General features: G+C 58.4%; 20 protein-coding genes and 1 tRNA gene. 12 read left to right on the top strand and 9 right to left on the bottom strand.

What is annotated here, in order from left to right:
- Positions 1-205 precede the first annotated feature (205 nt).
- Genes QF010_RS05270 through QF010_RS05255 form a run of 4 tightly spaced genes read right to left on the bottom strand, consistent with a single transcriptional unit; the run spans position 206 to position 5,338 of the window.
- The gene (locus QF010_RS05270) at positions 206-427 is read right to left on the bottom strand and encodes a formate dehydrogenase subunit delta (protein ID WP_033061439.1); all 222 of its coding nucleotides are present in this window, start codon (positions 425-427) and stop codon (positions 206-208) included.
- Positions 424-3,306 (bottom strand): formate dehydrogenase subunit alpha, encoded by a 2,883-nt coding sequence (gene fdhF, locus QF010_RS05265; RefSeq protein ID WP_429532544.1) that lies wholly within the window; start codon positions 3,304-3,306, stop codon positions 424-426. Before fdhF ends, QF010_RS05270 begins: the two co-directional genes overlap by 4 nt.
- Positions 3,303-4,865, bottom strand: coding sequence for a formate dehydrogenase beta subunit (locus tag QF010_RS05260; protein WP_082459275.1), 1,563 nt, complete (start codon positions 4,863-4,865; stop codon positions 3,303-3,305). Before QF010_RS05260 ends, fdhF begins: the two co-directional genes overlap by 4 nt.
- On the bottom strand, positions 4,862-5,338 hold the full coding sequence (locus QF010_RS05255; protein WP_429532543.1) for a formate dehydrogenase subunit gamma: 477 nt from the start codon (positions 5,336-5,338) through the stop codon (positions 4,862-4,864). Before QF010_RS05255 ends, QF010_RS05260 begins: the two co-directional genes overlap by 4 nt.
- 436 nt (positions 5,339-5,774) lie before the next feature.
- On the opposite strand from QF010_RS05255, the gene QF010_RS05250 reads away from it, so the two are divergent.
- Positions 5,775-6,134 (top strand): potassium channel family protein, encoded by a 360-nt coding sequence (locus QF010_RS05250; protein WP_033061444.1) that lies wholly within the window; start codon positions 5,775-5,777, stop codon positions 6,132-6,134.
- A gap of 271 nt (positions 6,135-6,405) precedes the next feature.
- Here the strand turns inward: QF010_RS05250 and QF010_RS05245 are convergent, their stop codons facing one another.
- Positions 6,406-6,717 carry a DUF3077 domain-containing protein gene (locus QF010_RS05245; RefSeq protein ID WP_033061446.1) on the bottom strand — a complete coding sequence of 104 codons (312 nt, stop codon included), beginning with the start codon at positions 6,715-6,717 and terminating at the stop codon, positions 6,406-6,408.
- 658 nt (positions 6,718-7,375) lie between these two features.
- Here QF010_RS05245 and QF010_RS05240 point away from each other — a divergent pair.
- The gene (locus QF010_RS05240) at positions 7,376-8,512 is read left to right on the top strand and encodes an ImmA/IrrE family metallo-endopeptidase (protein ID WP_429532542.1); all 1,137 of its coding nucleotides are present in this window, start codon (positions 7,376-7,378) and stop codon (positions 8,510-8,512) included.
- The gene (locus QF010_RS05235) at positions 8,509-9,006 is read left to right on the top strand and encodes a DUF4411 family protein (RefSeq protein ID WP_429532541.1); all 498 of its coding nucleotides are present in this window, start codon (positions 8,509-8,511) and stop codon (positions 9,004-9,006) included. The genes QF010_RS05240 and QF010_RS05235 overlap by 4 nt, the downstream gene beginning before the upstream one ends.
- A 181-nt stretch (positions 9,007-9,187) precedes the next feature.
- On the opposite strand, the gene QF010_RS05230 is transcribed toward QF010_RS05235, so the two are convergent.
- The 3 genes from QF010_RS05230 to QF010_RS05220 all read right to left on the bottom strand — a co-directional run bounded on the left by QF010_RS05230 (position 9,188) and on the right by QF010_RS05220 (position 10,402).
- Positions 9,188-9,688 (bottom strand): DUF3916 domain-containing protein, encoded by a 501-nt coding sequence (locus QF010_RS05230; RefSeq protein ID WP_429511012.1) that lies wholly within the window; start codon positions 9,686-9,688, stop codon positions 9,188-9,190.
- A 148-nt stretch (positions 9,689-9,836) separates the two neighbouring features.
- Positions 9,837-10,166, bottom strand: coding sequence for a hypothetical protein (locus tag QF010_RS05225; RefSeq protein WP_429511011.1), 330 nt, complete (start codon positions 10,164-10,166; stop codon positions 9,837-9,839).
- Positions 10,167-10,317: 151 nt separating this feature from the next.
- Positions 10,318-10,402, bottom strand: a tRNA-Leu gene (locus tag QF010_RS05220).
- 107 nt (positions 10,403-10,509) lie between these two features.
- Between QF010_RS05220 and queA the strand changes: the two genes are divergently transcribed.
- The 6 genes from queA (at position 10,510) to QF010_RS05190 (ending at position 16,595) form a co-directional block, all read left to right on the top strand.
- Positions 10,510-11,559: a tRNA preQ1(34) S-adenosylmethionine ribosyltransferase-isomerase QueA gene (queA, locus tag QF010_RS05215; protein ID WP_429511010.1), complete on the top strand. Its 1,050-nt coding sequence runs from the start codon at positions 10,510-10,512 to the stop codon at positions 11,557-11,559.
- 14 nt (positions 11,560-11,573) lie between these two features.
- On the top strand, positions 11,574-12,689 hold the full coding sequence (gene tgt, locus QF010_RS05210; RefSeq protein ID WP_161990833.1) for a tRNA guanosine(34) transglycosylase Tgt: 1,116 nt from the start codon (positions 11,574-11,576) through the stop codon (positions 12,687-12,689).
- A 43-nt stretch (positions 12,690-12,732) separates the two neighbouring features.
- A complete protein-coding gene (gene yajC / locus QF010_RS05205) occupies positions 12,733-13,071 on the top strand; it encodes a preprotein translocase subunit YajC (protein ID WP_111450288.1) in 339 nt (112 codons plus the stop codon).
- A gap of 63 nt (positions 13,072-13,134) precedes the next feature.
- Entirely contained in the window at positions 13,135-15,003 is a 1,869-nt protein-coding gene (gene secD / locus QF010_RS05200; RefSeq protein WP_033061453.1) for a protein translocase subunit SecD, read from the top strand.
- 9 nt (positions 15,004-15,012) lie between these two features.
- Entirely contained in the window at positions 15,013-15,927 is a 915-nt protein-coding gene (gene secF / locus QF010_RS05195) for a protein translocase subunit SecF (RefSeq protein ID WP_033061455.1), read from the top strand.
- 119 nt (positions 15,928-16,046) lie between these two features.
- Positions 16,047-16,595 (top strand): glycine zipper 2TM domain-containing protein, encoded by a 549-nt coding sequence (locus QF010_RS05190; protein ID WP_033061457.1) that lies wholly within the window; start codon positions 16,047-16,049, stop codon positions 16,593-16,595.
- A gap of 252 nt (positions 16,596-16,847) precedes the next feature.
- On the opposite strand, the gene suhB is transcribed toward QF010_RS05190, so the two are convergent.
- Positions 16,848-17,663 (bottom strand): type III secretion system regulator SuhB, encoded by an 816-nt coding sequence (suhB, locus tag QF010_RS05185; RefSeq protein WP_033061458.1) that lies wholly within the window; start codon positions 17,661-17,663, stop codon positions 16,848-16,850.
- 145 nt (positions 17,664-17,808) lie between these two features.
- Here suhB and trmJ point away from each other — a divergent pair, with 145 nt between their 5' ends.
- The 3 genes from trmJ to iscR all read left to right on the top strand — a co-directional run bounded on the left by trmJ (position 17,809) and on the right by iscR (position 20,089).
- Entirely contained in the window at positions 17,809-18,579 is a 771-nt protein-coding gene (trmJ, locus tag QF010_RS05180; RefSeq protein WP_429511009.1) for a tRNA (cytosine(32)/uridine(32)-2'-O)-methyltransferase TrmJ, read from the top strand.
- A gap of 2 nt (positions 18,580-18,581) precedes the next feature.
- A complete protein-coding gene (gene cysE, locus QF010_RS05175) occupies positions 18,582-19,358 on the top strand; it encodes a serine O-acetyltransferase (protein WP_033061461.1) in 777 nt (258 codons plus the stop codon).
- A 239-nt stretch (positions 19,359-19,597) separates the two neighbouring features.
- Positions 19,598-20,089, top strand: a complete 492-nt coding sequence (iscR, locus tag QF010_RS05170) for a Fe-S cluster assembly transcriptional regulator IscR (RefSeq protein ID WP_007903581.1) — start codon at positions 19,598-19,600, stop codon at positions 20,087-20,089.
- Positions 20,090-20,105 lie beyond the last annotated feature (16 nt).

Below are 20,105 nucleotides of genomic sequence, written 5' to 3'. Positions count from 1 at the left end.
GATACCGCTCACATATTGTCGAAATGATCAAAAAACTTGTGGCGAGGGAGCTTGCTCCCGCTGGGGTGCGAAGCGGCCCCCTTATCTTCAAAAAGAATGGGCCTGCTGCGCAGTCCAGCGGGAGCAAGCTCCCTCGCCACAGTTTTCAGTTTTCAGTTTTCAGTCATCAGGCCAAGGGGCAATCCTCCCCAAGGCTCGTGTGAGCTTAAGCCTCCCAGCCCGCCCCACTGACCGCTGCCTGCGCCAGTGGGTGCAAGTCTGCCCCCTGATGCTCCGTCTGCCAGGCCAGCAACTCCTTGCGCATGCCGGGCGTCCAGTACATCTGCAGGTGATTACGCACACCGAGCACGGCCTGTTGCTGGTCGGGTTCGGTGGCGAAGTACTGGGCGATCTGGTTGACCATCTTGATCAGGTTGTCCGTACTCATCGGCGCACCTCGGCTTTGGCACCACGTGCCTGACGGCGTTCTTTAAGCAGACGATCCTGTTCGTCGCTGAATGCCTGATAGCGTTTTTGCCACTCGGAAGGGTGGTAGACGCGGCTGACTTCCACGGCCGTGACCTTGTACTCCGGACAGTTGGTGGCCCAGTCGGAGTTGTCGGTGGTGATGACGTTGGCCCCCGATTCCGGGAAGTGGAAGGTGGTGTACACCACGCCTGGGGCGACCCGTTCGGTGACCCGCGCACGCAGCACGGTCTGGCCAGCGCGGCTGCCGATGCCGACCCAGTCACCTTCGTTGATGCCACGACTCTCGGCGTCGGTCGGGTGGATTTCCAGACGGTCTTCATCGTGCCAGGCGACGTTCTCGGTCCGTCGAGTCTGAGCGCCGACGTTGTACTGGCTGAGGATGCGACCGGTGGTCAGCAGCAGCGGATAGCGATTGTTGACCTTTTCCTCGGTGGGCACGTAGCCGGTGAGCATGAAACGCCCTTTGCCGCGCACGAATTCCTCGATGTGCATGGTCGGCGTGCCGTCCGGTGCCTCGGCGTTGCACGGCCATTGCAGGCTGCCGTGGCTGTCCAGTGCGGCGTAGCTGACGTTGGTGAAGGTCGGCGTCAGGCTGGCGATTTCATCCATGATTTCCGATGGGTGTTTGTAGTTCATCGGGTAGCCCAGGGCGTTGGCCAGGGCCACGGTGCCCTCCCAGTCGGCCTTGCCGCCCAGAGGGTCCATGACTTTGCGTACCCGCGAGATGCGTCGTTCGGCGTTGGTGAAAGTGCCGTCCTTTTCCAGGAACGAAGCGCCCGGCAGGAACACGTGGGCGAACCTGGCGGTTTCGTTGAGGAAAATGTCCTGCACCACCACGCACTCCATGGCCGACAGGGCCGCGGTGACATGCTGGGTATTCGGATCGCTCTGAGCGATGTCTTCGCCCTGGCAATACAAGCCCTTGAAACTGCCGGCCAGCGCAGACTCGAACATGTTGGGAATGCGCAGGCCCGGATCGGGTTGCAAAGTGACATTCCACGCCTGTTCGAACTGCGTCCGTACCACTTCGTTGGAGATGTGGCGGTAGCCGGGCAGCTCGTGGGGGAAGGAGCCCATGTCGCAGGAACCCTGAACGTTGTTCTGCCCACGCAGCGGGTTCACGCCCACGCCTTCGCGGCCGATGTTGCCAGTGGCCATCGCCAGGTTGGCGATGCCCATCACAGCCGTACTGCCCTGACTGTGTTCGGTGACGCCGAGGCCGTAATAGATCGCGGCATTGCCACCGGTTGCATACAGGCGGGCGGCGGCGCGGATGTCGGCAGGTTCTACGCCGCAGACAGGTCCAAGGGCTTCCGGCGAGTTTTCCGCGCGGCTGACGAATTCGCTCCAGCGCGCAAAATCGTTGCCCTCGCAACGTGCGTCGATAAACGGCTGGTTGAGCAGGCCTTCGGTCACGATGGTGTGGGCCAACGCATTGAGCATGGCGACGTTGGTGCCCGGGCGCAGGGCCAGGTGCAGTTCGGCGCGGGCATGCACCGAGTCCACCAGATCAATGCGTCGTGGGTCGATGACGATCAGTCGCGCGCCTTCACGCAGGCGGCGTTTGAGCTGGGAGGCGAACACCGGGTGGGCGTCGCTGGGGTTGGCGCCCATCACCAGGATCACGTCGGCCTGCATCACCGAGTCGAAACTCTGGGTGCCGGCGGACTCGCCCAAGGTTTGTTTCAGACCATAGCCGGTCGGCGAGTGGCAGACCCGCGCACAGGTGTCGACGTTGTTGTTGCCGAACGCGGCGCGCACCAGTTTTTGCACCAGGTAGGTTTCTTCGTTGGTGCAGCGGCTGGAGGTGATGCCACCAATGGAATCGCGACCGTATTTTTGCTGCAACCGGCGAAATTCGCTGGCGGCGTAGGTCACCGCTTCATCCCAGCTGACTTCCTGCCAGGGATCGTTGATGTTTTTGCGGATCATCGGCTTGGTGATGCGATCCGGGTGGGTGGCGTAGCCCCAGGCAAAGCGCCCTTTGACGCAGGAGTGACCGTGGTTGGCGTGGCCGTTTTTGTCCGGAACCATGCGCACCAGTTGGTCGCCTTTCATCTCGGCGCGGAACGAGCAGCCCACGCCGCAATAGGCACAGGTGGTGATCACGCTACGTTCCGGCTGACCCAGTTCGACCACGCTTTTTTCCATCAGGGTCGCGGTGGGGCAGGCTTGCACACAGGCGCCGCAGGACACGCATTCCGAGTCGAGGAAATTATCACCGCCAGCAGCGGCCACGCGGGATTCGAAACCGCGTCCGGTAATGGTCAGGGCAAACGTGCCTTGGGTTTCTTCACAGGCACGCACGCAGCGGTTGCAGACGATGCACTTGCTCGGGTCGTAGTCGAAGTAGGGGTTGGACGTGTCCTTCACGTCGTCCAGATGGTTCTCGCCTTCATAGCCGTAACGCACTTCCCTCAAGCCGACCTGGCCGGCGACGGTTTGCAACTCGCAGTTGCCGTTGGCCGAGCAGGTCAGGCAATCCAGCGGGTGATCGGAGATGTACAGCTCCATGACATTGCGGCGCAGGGTCGCAAGCTTCGGCGTCTGGGTGTGCACGGTCATGCCTTCAGTCACCGGCGTGGTGCAGGACGCGGGGTAGCCGCGCATGCCGTCGATTTCCACCAGGCACATGCGGCAGGAGCCAAAGGCTTCCAGGCTGTCGGTGGCGCACAGTTTAGGAATCGTGGTGCCCAGCAGCGCAGCGGCGCGCATCACCGAGGTGCCTTCGGGCACGCTGATGCTGCGGCCGTCGATGTTCAGGGTGACCTGCACCTGGCTTTCGCGGGCTGGCGTGCCCAGGTCCATATCGGTTTTCGGGTCGAATACAGTGATCATTGGTCAGCCTCCGAGGGCTGCAGACCGAAGTCAGCGGGAAAATACTTGAGGGCGCTGGCCACCGGAAACGGGGCCATGCCGCCCAACGCACACAGCGAACCGTATTGCATCGTGTCGCACAGGTCCTTGAGGATGATCACCTGCTCTTCGCGACCGCTCTGGTCCGGCGCGGCGAGCAGGCGGTCGATCACCTCCACGCCCCGGGTCGAGCCGATGCGGCACGGCGTGCATTTGCCACAGGATTCCTCGGCGCAAAACTGCATGGCGAAACGCGCCATTTGGGCCATATCCAGCGTGTCATCTGCCACCACCACACCACCGTGACCGAGCATCGCGCCGATGGCGGCGAACGCTTCGTAATCCAGCGGCGTATCGAATTGCGACGGCGGCACCCATGTGCCGAGCGGGCCGCCGACCTGCGCAGCTTTCAGCGGTCGGCCACTGGCTGTCCCGCCGCCGTAGTCTTCCACCAGTTCCCGCAGGGTCAGGCCAAAGGCCCGTTCCACCAGCCCGCCGTGACGAATATTGCCCGCTAACTGGAAGGGCATCGTGCCGAGGGAGCGGCCCATGCCGTAATCGCGATAGAACTGCGCACCCTTGGCCAGAATCAGCGGCACCGAAGCGAGGGTCAGCACGTTGTGCACCAGCGTCGGCAAGCCGAACAGCCCTTGCAACGCGGGGATTGGCGGCTTGGCGCGGACGATCCCGCGCTTGCCTTCGAGCGAGTCCAGCAGCGCGGTTTCTTCACCGCAGATGTAAGCACCGGCACCGACGCGCACTTCCATATCGAAAGCCTGACCGCTGCCGGCGACATTGGCGCCGAGATAACCGTTCGAACGGGCAATTTGCAGCGCGTTGCGCAGGATAATTACGGCATCCGGATATTCCGAGCGCACATAGATGTAGCCGTAGGTGGCGCCGACGCAGAGGCCGGCAATGGCCATGCCTTCGATCAGCAGGAAGGGGTCGCCTTCCATCAACATGCGGTCGGCGAAGGTGCCTGAGTCGCCCTCATCGGCATTGCACACAATGTATTTCTGAGCAGCTTGGGTGGCGCGGACCGTGCGCCATTTGATCCCGGCGGGGAAGGCCGCGCCGCCACGGCCGCGCAGGCCCGAATCGAATACCTCAGTCGCAGTCTGTTCGCCACCGATGGTGACGGCTCTTTTCAAACCCTCGAAACCTCCATGATCCAGGTAATCGTCCAGCGACAGCGGCTGGGTAATACCGGCGCGGGCGAACAGCAGGCGTTGTTGCGTCTTCAAGTAGGGCAACTCTTCCACCAGGCCCAAAGCCAGGGGATGAGCAGACGGCTCGCCTTGCAAGGCATCGAGCACTGACGGCACATCGGCCGCAGTCAACGGGCCGAAACCGATCCGTCCTTGCGGGCTGTCCACTTCCAGCAGCGGTTCCAGCCAATACAGGCCGCGCGAGCTGGTGCGCTGCAACTCCAGGGGCACAAAGCGTCCCCGGGCATGGGTGATAAGGGCCACCGCAATCTCTTCGGCACCCACGGCACGGGCCACCGAATCAGAGGACAAATAGAAAGCCGGCATCATGCATCCTCCTGGCAAGCGTCGAGCAAGGCATCCAGACGCTCAGCACTGAGCCGCGCATGCACCCGGCCATCCAGCTCCAGGGCGGGCGAGCAGGCACAAGCGCCGAGGCAATACACCGGACGCAAACTGATGCTGCCATCGGCACTGCTGCCGTGGTCATCCAGTTGCAGACGTTCGCGCAACTGCGCCGCGAGCTGCTCGGCACCGCGGCTCTTGCAGGACTCGGCCCGGCACAGCCGCAAGATATGCTTGGCCGGCGGCGCAGTACGGAAATCATGGTAAAAACTGATCACCCCGCGAACCTCCGCCTGACTCTGATTGAGGGCGTGAGCAATTTCGGGGATGGCCACATCGGGGATGTAACCGATGCGTTCCTGAATATCATGAAGAATGGGCAACAGTGCACCCGGAGTGCCCTTGTGGCGCTCCAGCAGGGTGTTGACCACAGGCAGGTGCAAACTCTCATCAGGCATTCAGCAATCCTCACGGTCACGGACAAACCAGATGGTTGTCGGTCGTCCGAAAGTGTCGGCTGCGGCACTCACACCACGTCACGGTATCGTGGCAATTTCAGGCCGGTGGCCAGGGCACCCTGAATGGGCATCTTGTTGTGCCCGGCACGGTCTTCGCCGCACCTCTATAAGGGCATTAAGGCAGCTTGCCACGCTGCTTTTGATTCATCTGCACCAAAGCGACGTGTTCGGTTCTGCCTACGACTATCCATTAAGTCTAGAAGAGTGCGGCCGGAGGCGTCGTCCCTAAATGGTCGGGGCACAATGTGCAGCGTTATCGCGAATCATGCTTGAACCACCCCGATCCGCTGCTGATGCACGAGTTTCCAGTGCTTGTGCCAAGCTGATGGAGTGTTAATACGCCTGCCCCTCAGGCAAACCTCAGGAAGCCCATGACATGAAGCCCACTCATGCATCGCACGTCCGTCGAGAATTCTTCAAAGCAATCGGGTTCTACTTGCGTGTTGTCTGGCCGATCTTTTCCGTACTGTTTTTTTTGATCGTGCTGTTCGGCTTCATCATCAGCTACCTGGAGGGCTGGGATCCTTTTGACGGCATCTATTTCGGCTTCGTGACCGGTTTGACCATTGGCTATGGAGAGCTCGTGCCGAAACTTGGCGTCTCGCGGATTCTGGCGATTTTGCTGGGGTTCAACGGGGTGCTGATGACAGCGATATTTGCAGCGATCAGTGTTCGGGCGATTGAGGTTGCCGTGCGGGCGGCGGGGCAGGAAGAGCCGGGTAAGCCGACGGCGTGAAGTCATGCTTGGTTGCTACTGGAAGGGGAGCAAATCCCCAATCCCAGTCAACCCACAACCCCCCTGTGGAAGCGAGCCTGCTCGCGAAAGCGCCAGCCCAACCAACGCAAAACCCTGAAGTGACCACAACCCCTTGTAGGAACGAGCTCGCTCGCGAAAAACGCAAGGCATCCACCTATCCCGCTGAATACCCCACCCACCGCAACCAAGCCCGCTCCCATAACATCGCGCCTAACTTTTGAACCCGAAAGTTACCCCGGCGCTTCGCCCACTACCCCTCAGCCTTCGCCCCTGCCCGCTTAGACGCCAGCTCATTATCCCGATCCCGATTCAGCACCTTCACCGCATCATCCACAACCGCCTTGCTCATCGCCGTCAAATAATGCGCAGCCCAGGCGTGGCGGTCGGTGTCTTTGGCGTAAGCAGCATCTTCGGTCAGCTTCTTGGCGAGAAACAGAAAGTCAGAGGCCATGGATAGGGCATCACCGAGGGGAACGCCGTGGGTGACGTGGAAGAGTGGTTGATCCGCGCAGTAGATGGCGGGGGTTAGGCCGATGGTTTTGAGTTCTGGTTGATCGGTCATTGGCCACCTCCGATGAGGGAGAGGCGGTCGGGGAGGGTGTTACGCGATTGGGAATTGCGTTGAGGGAAAAGCCAAAATTTGTACGGATTGATGCTGCGCATTATCAGACTCCTTGATATGGGGAGCTGCCACATTCGTTTCCACACGAATGGGTGACAGCTGTGCGCAGGGTGGAAAACCGGGAATCAAGGAAACCGGCACGCCCGAAGACGTCCCACGCACAGCCGCCATAACTCACGCCGCAGGCACAAAAAAAGCGCCGGCAGACGTGATGGGGGCGCTGTTGCGCCTTGAATTACACGGGTTTCCACACCCGGTCGCTGAATTGGCAGCGACGGTGGGAGGGTATCGTGGAGATCTAATTCCTGCAACCTTCGGGGCGAGTCGCACTTGCATCATGAAATGCATTGAAACAGGTCAATACCTTCTGTCTGCGGGTTACAAATTTGCGCTTCGGGTGGTTGCGAAGTTACCCCATAATCGCGCGCTTCAACCTTAGTTAGCGCTGCTTTTCGACTAATCTGTAGCCGCTGCCACCAGATTTTTAATAGCCAAGGAGAAAGGCAATGACAGATAACTGGAACAAGCGTCAGTCGGATGCATCTGCCAAGGATGCTCTCGAACGTTTACCAGCCCTGTCTGAATTGCCTGCGACCCTATGAGCCAAGCCGCCTTAGTCAATCCAAGCCTGCTCACCTGGTCTCGTGAGCGCGCAGGTCTCTCCACTGAGCAGGTTGCTAAAAAGTTGCCAGTGAAACCCTATCGAGTACAGGAATGGGAGTCTGGCGAGACCAAACCAACATTCCTCCAGGCTCAGAAGTGGGCGAGTCTCGCTCACATTCCTTTTGGCTTCCTGTTTCTTCAGCAGCCTCCCGTCGAACAACTGCCTTTACCTGATCTTCGGACCGTCGGTGGGGTTGCGCCTCAACGTCCCAGTCTGGAACTGTTGGACACTGTCAGGGATTCCATACGAAAGCAGGATTGGTACCTGGAGTATCTGCAAAACCAAGATCATCAGCCGTTGGCATTTGTCGGTCGCTTCAATAGCCGATCTCAAGTCGCCGAGGTGGTGGACGACATCCGCCGGACCCTCGGCGTGAACCCTGACGCTGCTCGATTGGATTACGACAAATACAGTCGTGCCTTGATCGACGCCGCAGAAGCGGCTGGCATTTTGGTGATGCGCAGTGGCATTGCGCTAGGAAACACCCATCGTAAACTTGAAGTGAGCGAGTTTCGGGGTTTCGCCATCAGTAACGCCTACGCCCCCGTTGTATTCGTCAACAGTTCCGACGCCCCCACCGCACGGCTGTTCACTTTGCTCCACGAACTGGCCCATATCTGGATTGGTAGCAGCGGAGTGTCCGACGGGAGCACCGCGAATGGTCGAGAGGAGGAGCGATTCTGCAATGCAGTTGCAGGCGAGTTTCTGGCTCCCGAAGCCCAATTCCGCGCCCTGTGGAACGCTGATGTTAGCTGGGAAGACAACCTGGCTCCGCTGGCAACTCGGTTTCACATCAGTAAATTGGCGATTGGTCGCCGCGCATTGGATCTTGGATATTTAAGCCCGGCGCAATACAGCGCTTACTATCGAATGATCCTCAAAACTTTTCAGGATGATAAAGGTGGAGCGGGTGACTATTACCGCAACGCCACCGCGAAAAATAGCCCTCGCCTAAGTAAGGCAGTGCTGACTGAAGCAATGAGTGGCCGGATGCTGCTGCGCGATGCGGGACATTTGCTCGGCGTGCAACCTGCCAAATTAAGGACCCTAGCCAGCAAGATCACGGAATGAATCATCTACTCGACGCTAACACGCTGATCGAAGCCAAGAACCGTTACTACGGCATGAAGATCTGTCCTGGCTTTTGGCAATGGCTATTGCTGAAAAATGAAGCGTTGGCTTTATCCAGCATCGCCCCCGTAATGGATGAGCTAACCAAACGGAATGACGAACTGGCTGATTGGGCTAAGGAGAACGCTGGTTTCTTCCACATCACCACCGATGACGCTACGCAAGAAGGATTCGCGCAAGTAGTTGAGCTTGTCGCAAATCAAGCGCCGAGTATGAAGATAGGCGCCATGGACGAATTTTTAGCGGGAGCAGACCCTTGGCTTATTGCAAAGGCTATGACGACAGGAGCGACTTTAGTCACTCACGAAAGGCTGAATCGCGACGCCAGACGAAAATTCATCATCCCGAATATTTGTGAGCAGCTAAACGTTCCATTTCTAAATACGTTTGAGTTGCTGCACAAGCTTGAAGCAAGGTTTGTTTTACTTGCGTAAATGATATTCGGGCTGAAATTCGATGCGATTTCGTTAATTGCGAGGGGGAAAGGCGACGGATATATTTTCCGTCCAATTTTGGACGGAAAAGGGGGCAGATTTATTATTCACACACTCGGGCCAACCGATGCCTGTCAGCTCACCGCAATCTCTGTCGGAGCGAGCCTGCTCGCCAAATCCGTCAGGCGAGTTCCCCGATGCACCACCACTGTACTGCGACCTCATCGTCAGGTTGAGTTACGTCATGCCCGTGCTCGATGAAGTTCGCTGGTGTGTGCAACGCAAGATAATGACTGATCCGCTCTGGCATCAGAGCGTTAGTTTCACCGAGAAAACCCAGATAATAGTCCCGGTCATAGAAGATAGTGACTTCGCTCTGATGAACCCATGGCCACACCAGCAGGCAGGCGACACGGTAGTAACCCTGTGAGTGGTCAGCAGCGTTGGACAGGTGGCTAGCGGCTTCGAGCAGTTGCTGAATGCAGAAGGCCTGAACTTCGATCCTGGCTTGAGGGCCTTGAACCAAGGCCGCGTGCACCGGGATCTTCCAATGTGTGTAGCGCTCCATGTGCGCGGATCGCGGGTAAAACTCGTCGCGAAAACTGGAGGCCCAGCGTTCCAGAGCGCGAAGGCGGCGGGGAATGCCTCTGAGTGGCTTGTTGCTGAGGGCGATTTGCCGCATTGATACGTCCTTGTGATGCCGAAAAGATCTTTCGTTGCTGTCTGCTGACGCAATTGAAAAGTGGGCAGATAGATTTCCATATCAGCCAAGTCCCTAGCCAGCACTAGTCGGTGTAAAGGGTTACTAAACTTTGCCTCACTCCGATCATTCACTGAATGTCTTTCAAGTAATCCTTAAGCGCGATGAGCGGCGCATTAAGCTGTTCCATTGTCCGCGCACTGCTGAAATCAGCTGACAACCGATGCAGCTCACGCCCCAGTGGCATTTCAGCCCCTCCTATAGCGTCCAGCGCCAGACTTACACAATGTGCCACTCTAAACTGAATACCCTCAACATCCCCCCGACGCACCAGCAACCCAAATACCTCCCGCTCGTAATCGCTCATGATCGGATCATCCCGCAGAATCGGACTCGACCCCTCCGTCTCATAAGTCAGCTTGAGACAGAACAGAGCAACAGTTTCAAGCAGCAGTTCCATGGGATGAATCCTTGAGGATTGTCGTACCCGCCAAAACAAGCGAGGGGATCAAAAGAATCGCCAGCACGCCGGCTCCTACGGATCGACGGGGTGGGCTCACTTTTCTACAGGCGAAAAAAAAGGCCTTGCAAAGCAAGACCTTTCTTAATTTTGGTGCCCCGAGGGAGACTCGAACTCCCACTTCTTGCGAAAACGGATTTTGAATCCGCCGCGTCTACCAATTCCGCCATCAGGGCTCAATGGCGGCGAAGTATAGAGATGAGATTACCGTCGGTCAATCAGGTACATAGAGAATTTTCACTATTTCGGCTAGACTTCCGGCCCCTGCTAGACGAACCCCATCATGCGCGTTGCTGACTTTACATTCGAACTCCCTGATTCGCTGATCGCTCGCCATCCTTTGGCTGAGCGTCGCAACAGTCGCCTGTTGACCCTTGATGGGGTCAGCGGCGCCCTGGCACACCGTCAATTCACTGATTTGCTCGAGCATTTGCGCCCGGGCGATTTGATGGTGTTCAACAATACCCGGGTGATTCCGGCGCGGCTGTTTGGCCAGAAGGCTTCCGGCGGCAAGCTGGAAATCCTGGTGGAGCGGGTGCTCGACAGTCATCGCGTGCTGGCGCATGTGCGCTCCAGCAAGTCGCCGAAGCCGGGGTCGAAGATCCTGATCGACGGCGGTGGCGAGGCTGAGATGCTGGCGCGTCACGATGCGTTGTTCGAGCTGGGGTTCGCCGAAGAGGTGTTGCCGCTGCTCGATCGCGTCGGGCACATGCCGTTGCCTCCTTATATAGACCGCCCGGATGAAGGCTCGGACCGCGAGCGTTATCAGACGGTCTACGCCGAGCGTTTGGGCGCGGTAGCCGCACCGACTGCGGGGCTGCATTTCGATCAGCCGCTGATGGAGGCGATTGCCGCCAAGGGCGTCGAGACGGCGTTCGTGACCTTGCACGTCGGTGCGGGCACGTTCCAGCCGGTGCGCGTCGAGAAGATCGAAGACCACCACATGCACAGCGAATGGCTGGAAGTCGGCCAGGACGTGGTCGATGCCGTCGCGGCTTGCCGTGCTCGCGGTGGTCGTGTGGTGGCGGTGGGGACCACCAGCGTGCGTTCCCTGGAAAGTGCCGCGCGCGATGGCGTGCTCAAGCCGTTCAGTGGCGACACTGACATCTTTATCTACCCGGGCCGGCCGTTTCATGTGGTCGACGCCCTGGTCACCAACTTCCATTTGCCCGAATCCACGCTGTTGATGCTGGTTTCGGCGTTCGCCGGTTATCCCGAGACCATGGCTGCTTACAAAGCCGCCGTTGACAACGAATACCGCTTTTTCAGCTACGGTGATGCGATGTTTATCACCCGTAATCCCGCACCACGTGGCCCTGAGGAAACAGAATGAGTCGCCAAAGTCGTATGTCGTTTGAGTTGCTTGCTACTGACGGCAAGGCTCGTCGCGGTCGTTTGACCTTCCCACGCGGTACCGTCGAGACCCCGGCGTTCATGCCGGTGGGCACGTATGGCACGGTCAAGGGCATGTTGCCGCGGGATATCACCGCCACGGGCGCGGAAATCATTCTGGGTAACACCTTTCACTTGTGGCTGCGTCCTGGCACCGAAGTGATCAAGAAACACGGCGACCTGCACGATTTCATGCAGTGGAAAGGCCCGATTCTGACTGACTCCGGCGGTTTCCAGGTGTTCAGCCTGGGCGCCATGCGCAAGATCAAGGAGGAGGGCGTGACCTTCGCTTCTCCTGTCGACGGCGCCAAAGTGTTCATGGGCCCGGAAGAGTCGATGCAGGTCCAGCGCGATCTGGGCTCGGACATCGTGATGATCTTTGACGAATGCACCCCGTACCCGGCTGACGAAGACGTCGCGCGGGTATCGATGGAGTTGTCGTTGCGTTGGGCCAAGCGTTCGAAAGAAGCCCATGGCGACAACACGGCGGCGCTGTTCGGCATCGTTCAGGGCGGCATGCACCAGGATTTGCGCATGCGCTCCCTGGAAGGTCTCGACAATATCGGTTTCGATGGTCTGGCCATCGGCGGTCTGTCGGTGGGCGAGCCGAAGCACGAGATGATCAAGGTGCTGGATTACCTGCCGGGTCAGATGCCGGCTGACAAACCTCGTTACCTTATGGGCGTTGGCAAACCGGAAGATCTGGTTGAGGGTGTGCGCCGCGGTGTGGACATGTTCGATTGCGTGATGCCAACCCGTAATGCCCGCAATGGGCATCTGTTCATTGATACAGGCGTGCTGAAGATCCGTAACGCGTTCCATCGCCATGATGATTCGCCGCTGGATCCGACCTGCGATTGCTACACCTGCCAGAACTTCTCCCGTGCTTATCTGCACCATCTGGACAAGTGCGGCGAAATGCTGGGTAGCATGTTGAATACCATCCACAATTTGCGCCATTACCAGGTGCTTATGGCTGGTTTGCGCGAGGCTATTCAACAGGGTACATTGGCCGCCTTTGTCGATGCCTTCTACGCCAAACGCGGGTTACCTGTTCCGCCTTTGGACTGAGTTTTCTGACCCCAAGATTCAACATTTGCAACTGGAGTGCTAAATGAGCTTTTTTATCTCTAATGCCATGGCTGACGCTGCTGCACCGGCAGCTGCAGGCCCAATGGGTGGCGGTTTCGAGTGGATTTTCCTGGTCGGTTTCCTGGTCATCTTCTACCTGATGATCTGGCGTCCACAGGCCAAGCGCGCCAAAGAGCAGAAAAACCTGCTGAGCAGCCTGCAGAAAGGCGACGAAGTTGTGACCACCGGTGGTATCGCCGGCAAGATCACTAAAGTGGCAGACGACTTCGTTGTTCTGGAAGTTTCCGACACCATCGAAATGAAGTTCCAGAAAGGCGCCATCGCCGCCACGCTGCCAAAAGGCACGCTAAAAGCGATCTAAGTTTCAACTTCTACTCAATCGACGGGGCGCGCAAGGCGCCCCGCGTCATAAGCGGGCGGCGTGATGCTGAACAAATACCCTCTGTGGAAATACATTCTGATCCTGGCGGTGCTGGCGGTCGGTCTGATTTATTCCGCTCCCAATCTATATCCTGATGACCCGGCCATTCAGGTCAGCGGTGCAAGCACTGCGCTGCAAGTCAATCAGGCTGATCTGGATCGCGTGAGCGCAGCGCTCAAGGAATCCGGGATCAACGTCAAGGCTGCCACCCTGGCAGCAAACGGCAAGGGCGGTCTGATTCGTCTGACCAAGGCTGAAGATCAGCTACCTGCCAAAGACGTCGTGCGCAAGGCATTGGGTGATGACTACGTCGTTGCACTGAACCTGGCACAAACCACCCCGCAATGGCTGCGCAGCCTGGCCGCGCACCCGATGAAGCTGGGTCTGGACTTGTCCGGTGGCGTGCACTTCCTGCTGGAAGTGGACATGGACAAAGCGCTCGATGCGCGCCTGAAAGTCTATGAAGGCGATGTGAAGAGCCTGTTGCGTAAAGAGAAACTGCGCTATCGCAGCCTGCCGCAACTCAACGGTGCCATTCAGCTGGGTTTCAGTGATGAAGCTTCCCGCGAACAGGCCCGCGCGCTGATCCGCAAGAGCTTCAACGATTTCGACATTGTTCCGGCCGACCTCAATGGCCAACCGGTGCTGCGTCTGGCGATGACCCCGGCCAAGCTGGCGGAAATCCGTGAATACTCCATCAAGCAAAACTTGACCACGGTACGTAACCGCGTCAACGAGCTGGGTGTTGCCGAGCCAATCGTTCAGCGTCAGGGCGCTAACCGCATCGTGGTTGAGCTGCCGGGCGTGCAGGACACCGCCGAAGCCAAGCGTATCCTCGGCAAGACGGCCAACCTTGAGTTCCGTCTGGCTGCTGAGCCAGGCGCTTCGAAAGCCACTTCCGAAACCTTCGAGTTCCGTGAAGGCAAGCGTCCGCCAGCACAGATCGAGCGTGGCCTGATCATCACTGGTGACCAGGTAACTGACGCCAAGGCTGGCTTCGGCGAGCATGGCACGCCAGAAGTGAACATCCGTCTGGATGGCCACGGTGGCGAGCTGATGAGTCGTGCGACTCGCAGCAACGTCGGTCGCAGCATGGCGGTGATCTTTATCGAGCAACGTCCGGTGACCACTTACGTCAAGCAAGTGGTTAACGGCGTCGAGAAAGACGTACCGGTCCAGACGTTCAAGGAAGAGAAAAAGATCATCAGCCTGGCGACCATTCAGTCGCCGCTGGGTGCTCAGTTCCGCATCACTGGCCTGAACGGCCAGGGCGAGTCGTCCGAACTGGCGCTGCTGCTGCGTGCCGGTGGTCTGGCTGCACCGATGTACTTCGCTGAAGAGCGCACCATTGGTCCAAGCCTGGGTGCTGACAACATCGTCAAGGGTATCGATGCTTCGTTGTGGGGCATGCTGTTTGTCTCGCTGTTCATCATGGCCATCTACCGCTTCTTCGGCATCATCGCCACCGTCGCTCTGGCGGTGAACATGGTGCTGTTGCTGGCCCTGATGTCGCTGCTGGGTGCAACGCTGACCCTGCCGGGTATCGCCGGTATCGTGTTGACCATGGGTATGGCTGTCGACGCCAACGTTCTGATCTTCTCGCGGATACGTGAAGAGATCGCGGCGGGCATGACCGTACAACGGGCAATCAACGAAGGCTTCGGCCGGGCATTCACCGCGATTCTCGACGCCAACCTGACAACCTTGTTGGTCGGCGGGATTCTCTTTGCGATGGGCACCGGCCCGGTCAAAGGCTTCGCAGTGACCATGTCCCTCGGGATCTTTACCTCGATGTTCACGGCCATCATGGTGACCCGCGCGATGGTCAACCTGATCTTCGGCGGTCGTGACTTCAAGAAGTTGTGGATTTAAGGGGCTGCCATGTTACGTACAATCAACTTCATGGGCGTTCGCAACTTTGCGTTCGGCGTCACATTGTTCCTTACTGCACTGGCAATATTCAGTGTCTTCCATAAGGGCATGAACTGGGGTCTGGACTTCACCGGCGGTACGCTCATTGAGCTGACCTACGAGCGTCCGGCCGACGTCACCAAAGTGCGTGAGCAACTGGCCACTTCGGGTTATCACGAGGCAATCGTGCAGAGCTTCGGTGCGACTACCGATTTGCTGGTGCGTATGCCGGGTGAAGATCCGCAGCTGGGTCATCAAGTGGCAGAAGCGCTGCTGAAAGTCGGCGGCGACAACCCGGCGACGGTCAAACGCGTCGAATTCGTCGGCCCTCAGGTCGGTGAAGAGCTGCGCGACCAGGGCGGCCTCGGCATGCTGATGGCGCTGGGCGGCATCCTGATCTACCTGGCTTTCCGCTTTCAGTGGAAGTTCGCGGTCGGTGCCATCGTTTCGCTGATCCACGACGTGATCGTGACCATCGGTATCCTGTCGTTCTTCCAGATCACCTTCGACCTGACGGTGCTGGCGGCGGTATTGGCGATCATCGGTTACTCGCTCAACGACACCATCGTGGTATTCGACCGGGTTCGTGAGAACTTCCGTGTGCTGCGCAAGGCCAGCCTGATCGAGAACATCAACATCTCGACTACGCAAACCCTGCTGCGGACCATGGCGACGTCGATCTCCACCTTGCTGGCGATTGCTGCGCTGCTGTTCTTTGGTGGCGACAACCTGTTCGGCTTCTCCATTGCGTTGTTCGTCGGTGTTCTGGCGGGTACCTACTCGTCGATCTACATCGCCAACGTGGTGCTGATCTGGCTGAACCTGAGCACTGAGGATCTGATTCCTACAGTGGCTACCGATAAGGAAGTCGACGACCGCCCATAACGGCATCGTTTTCCAGCTGTCGGTCGAAAAGGCGCGAGTATTGAACTCGCGCCTTTTTTTTTGCTCCAAGGCTAGGAGAAGCGCGGGCTTGTCCCGTATGTGATGGTCAGGAGGTTCATGTGAACAAGTCGTTGCTGGTTGGTGCGGTATTGGGTGCTGTCGGTGTAACTGCCGGTGGTGCTGTTGCCACCTACAAGCTGGTTAAAAGCGGCCCTGAATATGCGCAGGTTTTAGCCGTTGAACCGGTCAAGACACAAATCAAGACGCCACGTGAAGTATGCAAGGACGTTGCAGTAACCCGGCAAGCGCCGGTGAAAGATCAACACCAGATCGCCGGTACCGTGGTTGGTGCGTTGGCGGGTGGTCTGTTGGGTAATCAGATCGGCGGCGGCACCGGCAAGAAGATTGCTACGGTTGCAGGCGCTGTCGGTGGTGGTTATGCCGGCAACAAGGTTCAGGAAGGCATGCAGGAACGCGACACCTACACCACGACTCAGACGCGGTGTAACACCGTGAATGACATCAGTGACAAGGTCGTGGGTTACGACGTCCGTTATTCGCTGGACGGCAAGGAAGGCAAGGTGCGGATGGATCGCGATCCGGGTAACCAGATTCCGGTCGACAAGGAAGGCAAGCTGATCCTGGGGCAGAACGAACAGAATCGCTAAGTACTCGGGTTCAAGAGTAAAAAAAGAAGCACCCTGCGGGGTGCTTTTTTTGTGCCTGCAATTTATGCATCACCACAAATCCCCTGTAGGAGTGAGCCTGCTCGCGATAGCAATCTATCATTCGAAATAGTTGGTGACTGATACATCGCTATCGCGAGCAGGCTCACTCCTACATTGGGTCTGTGGTGTGGCAGGGGCAAATTCCAGGCATAAAAAAAGCACCCCGAAGGGTGCTTTTTTGTGGCTGCTCGCTTAGCGCTTCAGCGAGGCCGGCAGGTGCGGCTGGATGGCCGTCAGTACTGCTTTGAAGCATTTGGTGTTACCGGCAACGACGTGGCCTTTCTCAAGGAAGTCGTGACCGCCGGTGAAGTCGCTCACCAGGCCGCCTGCTTCCTGAATCAGCAGGGCGCCTGCAGCCATGTCCCACTCGGACAGGCCCGACTCCCAGAATGCGTCGAAACGGCCGGCCGCTACGTAAGCCAGGTCCAGGCTCGCCGAGCCAGCGCGGCGGATGCCGGCAGTCTGGCCAACCAGGGCGCGGAACATGCCCAGGTAGTTGTCGAGGTTGTCCATCTGGTCATCGCGGAACGGGAAGCCGGTACCCAGTAGGGCGCCGTCCAGGCTGGTGCGGCCGCTGACGCGCAGGCGACGACCGTTCAGTTGGGCGCCGCGACCACGGCTGGCGGTGAATTCTTCCTGGCGAACCGGGTCCAGAACAACAGCGTGTTCCAGGCGACCGCGGTATTTGCAGGCGATGCTGACAGCGAAGTGAGGAATGCCGCGCAGGAAGTTGGTGGTGCCGTCCAGTGGGTCGATGATCCACAGGTAGTCTTCGCCTTCGCCGCTGCCCGGGTGCATGCCGGTTTCTTCGCCGAGAATGCCGTGGGTAGGGTAGGCCTTGCGCAGCGCGTCGATGATTTTCTGTTCGGCGGCGCGATCCACCTCGGATACGTAATCCTTGGCGTCTTTTTCGTCGACCTTGATGGTATCCAGGCGCTCGATGGAGCGGAAGATCAATTCACTGGCGCTGCGGGCGGCGCGCAGCGCGATATTCAGCATGGGCTGCATGGATGTGTCACCTAAGGTTGTTAAAGAAAGCCGGGCATTCTATCAGAACTTTTCTACAGGTGAAGGTCAGTGTTCGCTTTCATAGCTTAACGGTAGGATGAACTGTAAGATTCGGCTCCCAAATTTGTGTTCGAGAACGCCTCCCGTGCTGCATAACATTCGTGTCGTCCTGGTCAATACCAGCCATCCCGGGAATATCGGCGGGGCTGCGCGTGCCATGAAGAACATGGGCCTGTCGCGGCTGGTGCTGGTCGAACCGCGGCTGTTCCCGCATCACGAAGCCGATGCTCGTGCTTCCGGTGCCGGTGACATCCTTGAAAACGCGCAAATCGTCGCCACCTTGGAAGATGCCTTGGTCGGCTGCAATCTGGTGCTCGGCACCAGCGCCCGTGACCGTCGCATTCCCTGGCCGTTGCTCGATCCCCGCGAATGCGGAACGAAAGTGGTCGAGGAAGCTGCGTCGGGAGCCGAGATTGCCTTGGTCTTTGGTCGTGAAGATTCTGGCCTGACCAATGAAGAGCTGCAGCGATGTCATTATCACGTGCACATCCCATCAGACCCTGAGTTCAGCTCGCTGAACCTTGGGGCGGCGGTGCAGGTGTTGAGTTATGAAGTGCGTATGTCCTGGCTCGCGGCCCAAGGCCAGCCGAGCAAGATCGAGAAGGATGAAGTGGCGTCCACCAAAAGTGGTGAGCTGGCGACCATGGATGAGCTGGAGCGATTCTATGAGCACCTGGAGCAAACCCTGGTGGCCATTGAATTCCTCGATCCGGAAAAACCACGGCACTTGATGGCGCGCCTGCGCCGGTTGTACGGACGCAGCTCGGTCAGCCGGGCGGAAATGAATATATTGCGTGGCATCCTCACGGAAACCCAGAAAGCGGCCCGTGGTGAGCTTCTTAAGCGGAAGGATTAAAAATGTTCGAGCGTTTGCGTGAAGATATCCAGAGTGTTTTCCATCGTGATCCGGCAGCGCGCAACGCCTTTGAAGTTCTGACGTGCTACCCGGGCATGCACGCCATCTGGATCCACCGCTTGTCGTCGGCCCTGTGGGGCATGGGCTGGAAGTGGCTGGCGCGACTGGTGTCGAACTTCGGTCGCTGGTTGACCGGGATCGAGATTCATCCGGGGGCCAAGGTCGGTCGTCGCTTCTTTATTGACCATGGCATGGGCATTGTCATCGGTGAAACCGCTGAGATCGGCAATGACGTCACCCTTTATCAGGGCGTGACCCTGGGTGGCACTAGCTGGAACAAGGGCAAGCGTCATCCGACGCTTGAAGATGGCGTTGTAGTAGGGGCGGGCGCCAAGGTGCTTGGCCCGTTCACCGTTGGTGCGGGAGCCAAGGTCGGTTCCAATGCTGTGGTCACCAAGGCGGTTCCGGCCGGGGCGACAGTGGTTGGTATTCCGGGGCGGATCATCGTCAAATCCGATGAAGAGCAGGACGCCAAGCGCAAGGCCATGGCCGAGAAGATCGGATTCGATGCCTACGGTGTTGGCGAAGACATGCCGGACCCGGTGGCGCGTGCCATTAATCAATTGCTTGATCACCTGCAGGCTGTTGATGGTCGTCTGGAAGGGATGTGCGGGGCGCTGAAGGACTTGGGCAGCAATTACTGTGCGAAAGATCTGCCTGAGTTGCGCGAAGAAGACTTCGCCTGTGTAAAGGACAAGGATCAGAGCCAGGCCAGCTAAATCGAGTCGACTTCAATCGCGAGCAGGCTCACTCCTACATTTGAAATGCGTTTCCCTGTAGGAGTGAGCCTGCTCGCGAAGAACGATGACTCGGTATTGCTGGCTGTTCGCGGCCAGCCTTTGCTATGATGCGCCCGCTCTTTTGCGGGTATTCCTGACTAAAGCACTAGGTCTTATAGTTGACTTAAATACTCGGGAATTGCATACTCGCCCCATTCCGAACTCCGTGGTAATTGTCCATGCGACTGACTACAAAAGGCCGATACGCCGTGACTGCCATGCTTGACCTGGCGTTACACGCGCAGCACGGGCCGGTGTCCCTGGCCGATATCTCCGAGCGCCAAGGCATCTCCCTGTCCTACCTCGAGCAGCTCTTCGCCAAATTGCGCCGCAGCAATCTGGTGTCCAGCGTCCGTGGTCCAGGCGGCGGCTATCAGCTGTCGCGCGACATGCAGGGTATCCAGGTCGCTCAGGTGATCGATGCGGTGAACGAATCGGTCGATGCCACCAAATGCCAGGGCCAAGGTGATTGCCATCAAGGCGACACCTGTCTGACCCACCACTTGTGGTGCGATCTGAGCCTGCAGATTCACGAATTTCTCAGCGGTATCAGCTTGGCTGACCTTGTCACTCGCCGTGAGGTACAAGAAGTAGCCCAGCGTCAGGATCAGCGCCGTTGCAACAGCAAAGCGCCGCGCCTGGACAAGATTGAAGCGTCCGCCGTCGAATGACAGCCAAAGAGCTAGC

Source organism: Pseudomonas silensiensis (assembly GCF_050434865.1).
GTDB classification, from domain to species: Bacteria; Pseudomonadota; Gammaproteobacteria; order Pseudomonadales; family Pseudomonadaceae; genus Aquipseudomonas; species Aquipseudomonas fluorescens_W.
This window is presented reverse-complemented; position numbering and strand designations above follow the sequence as displayed.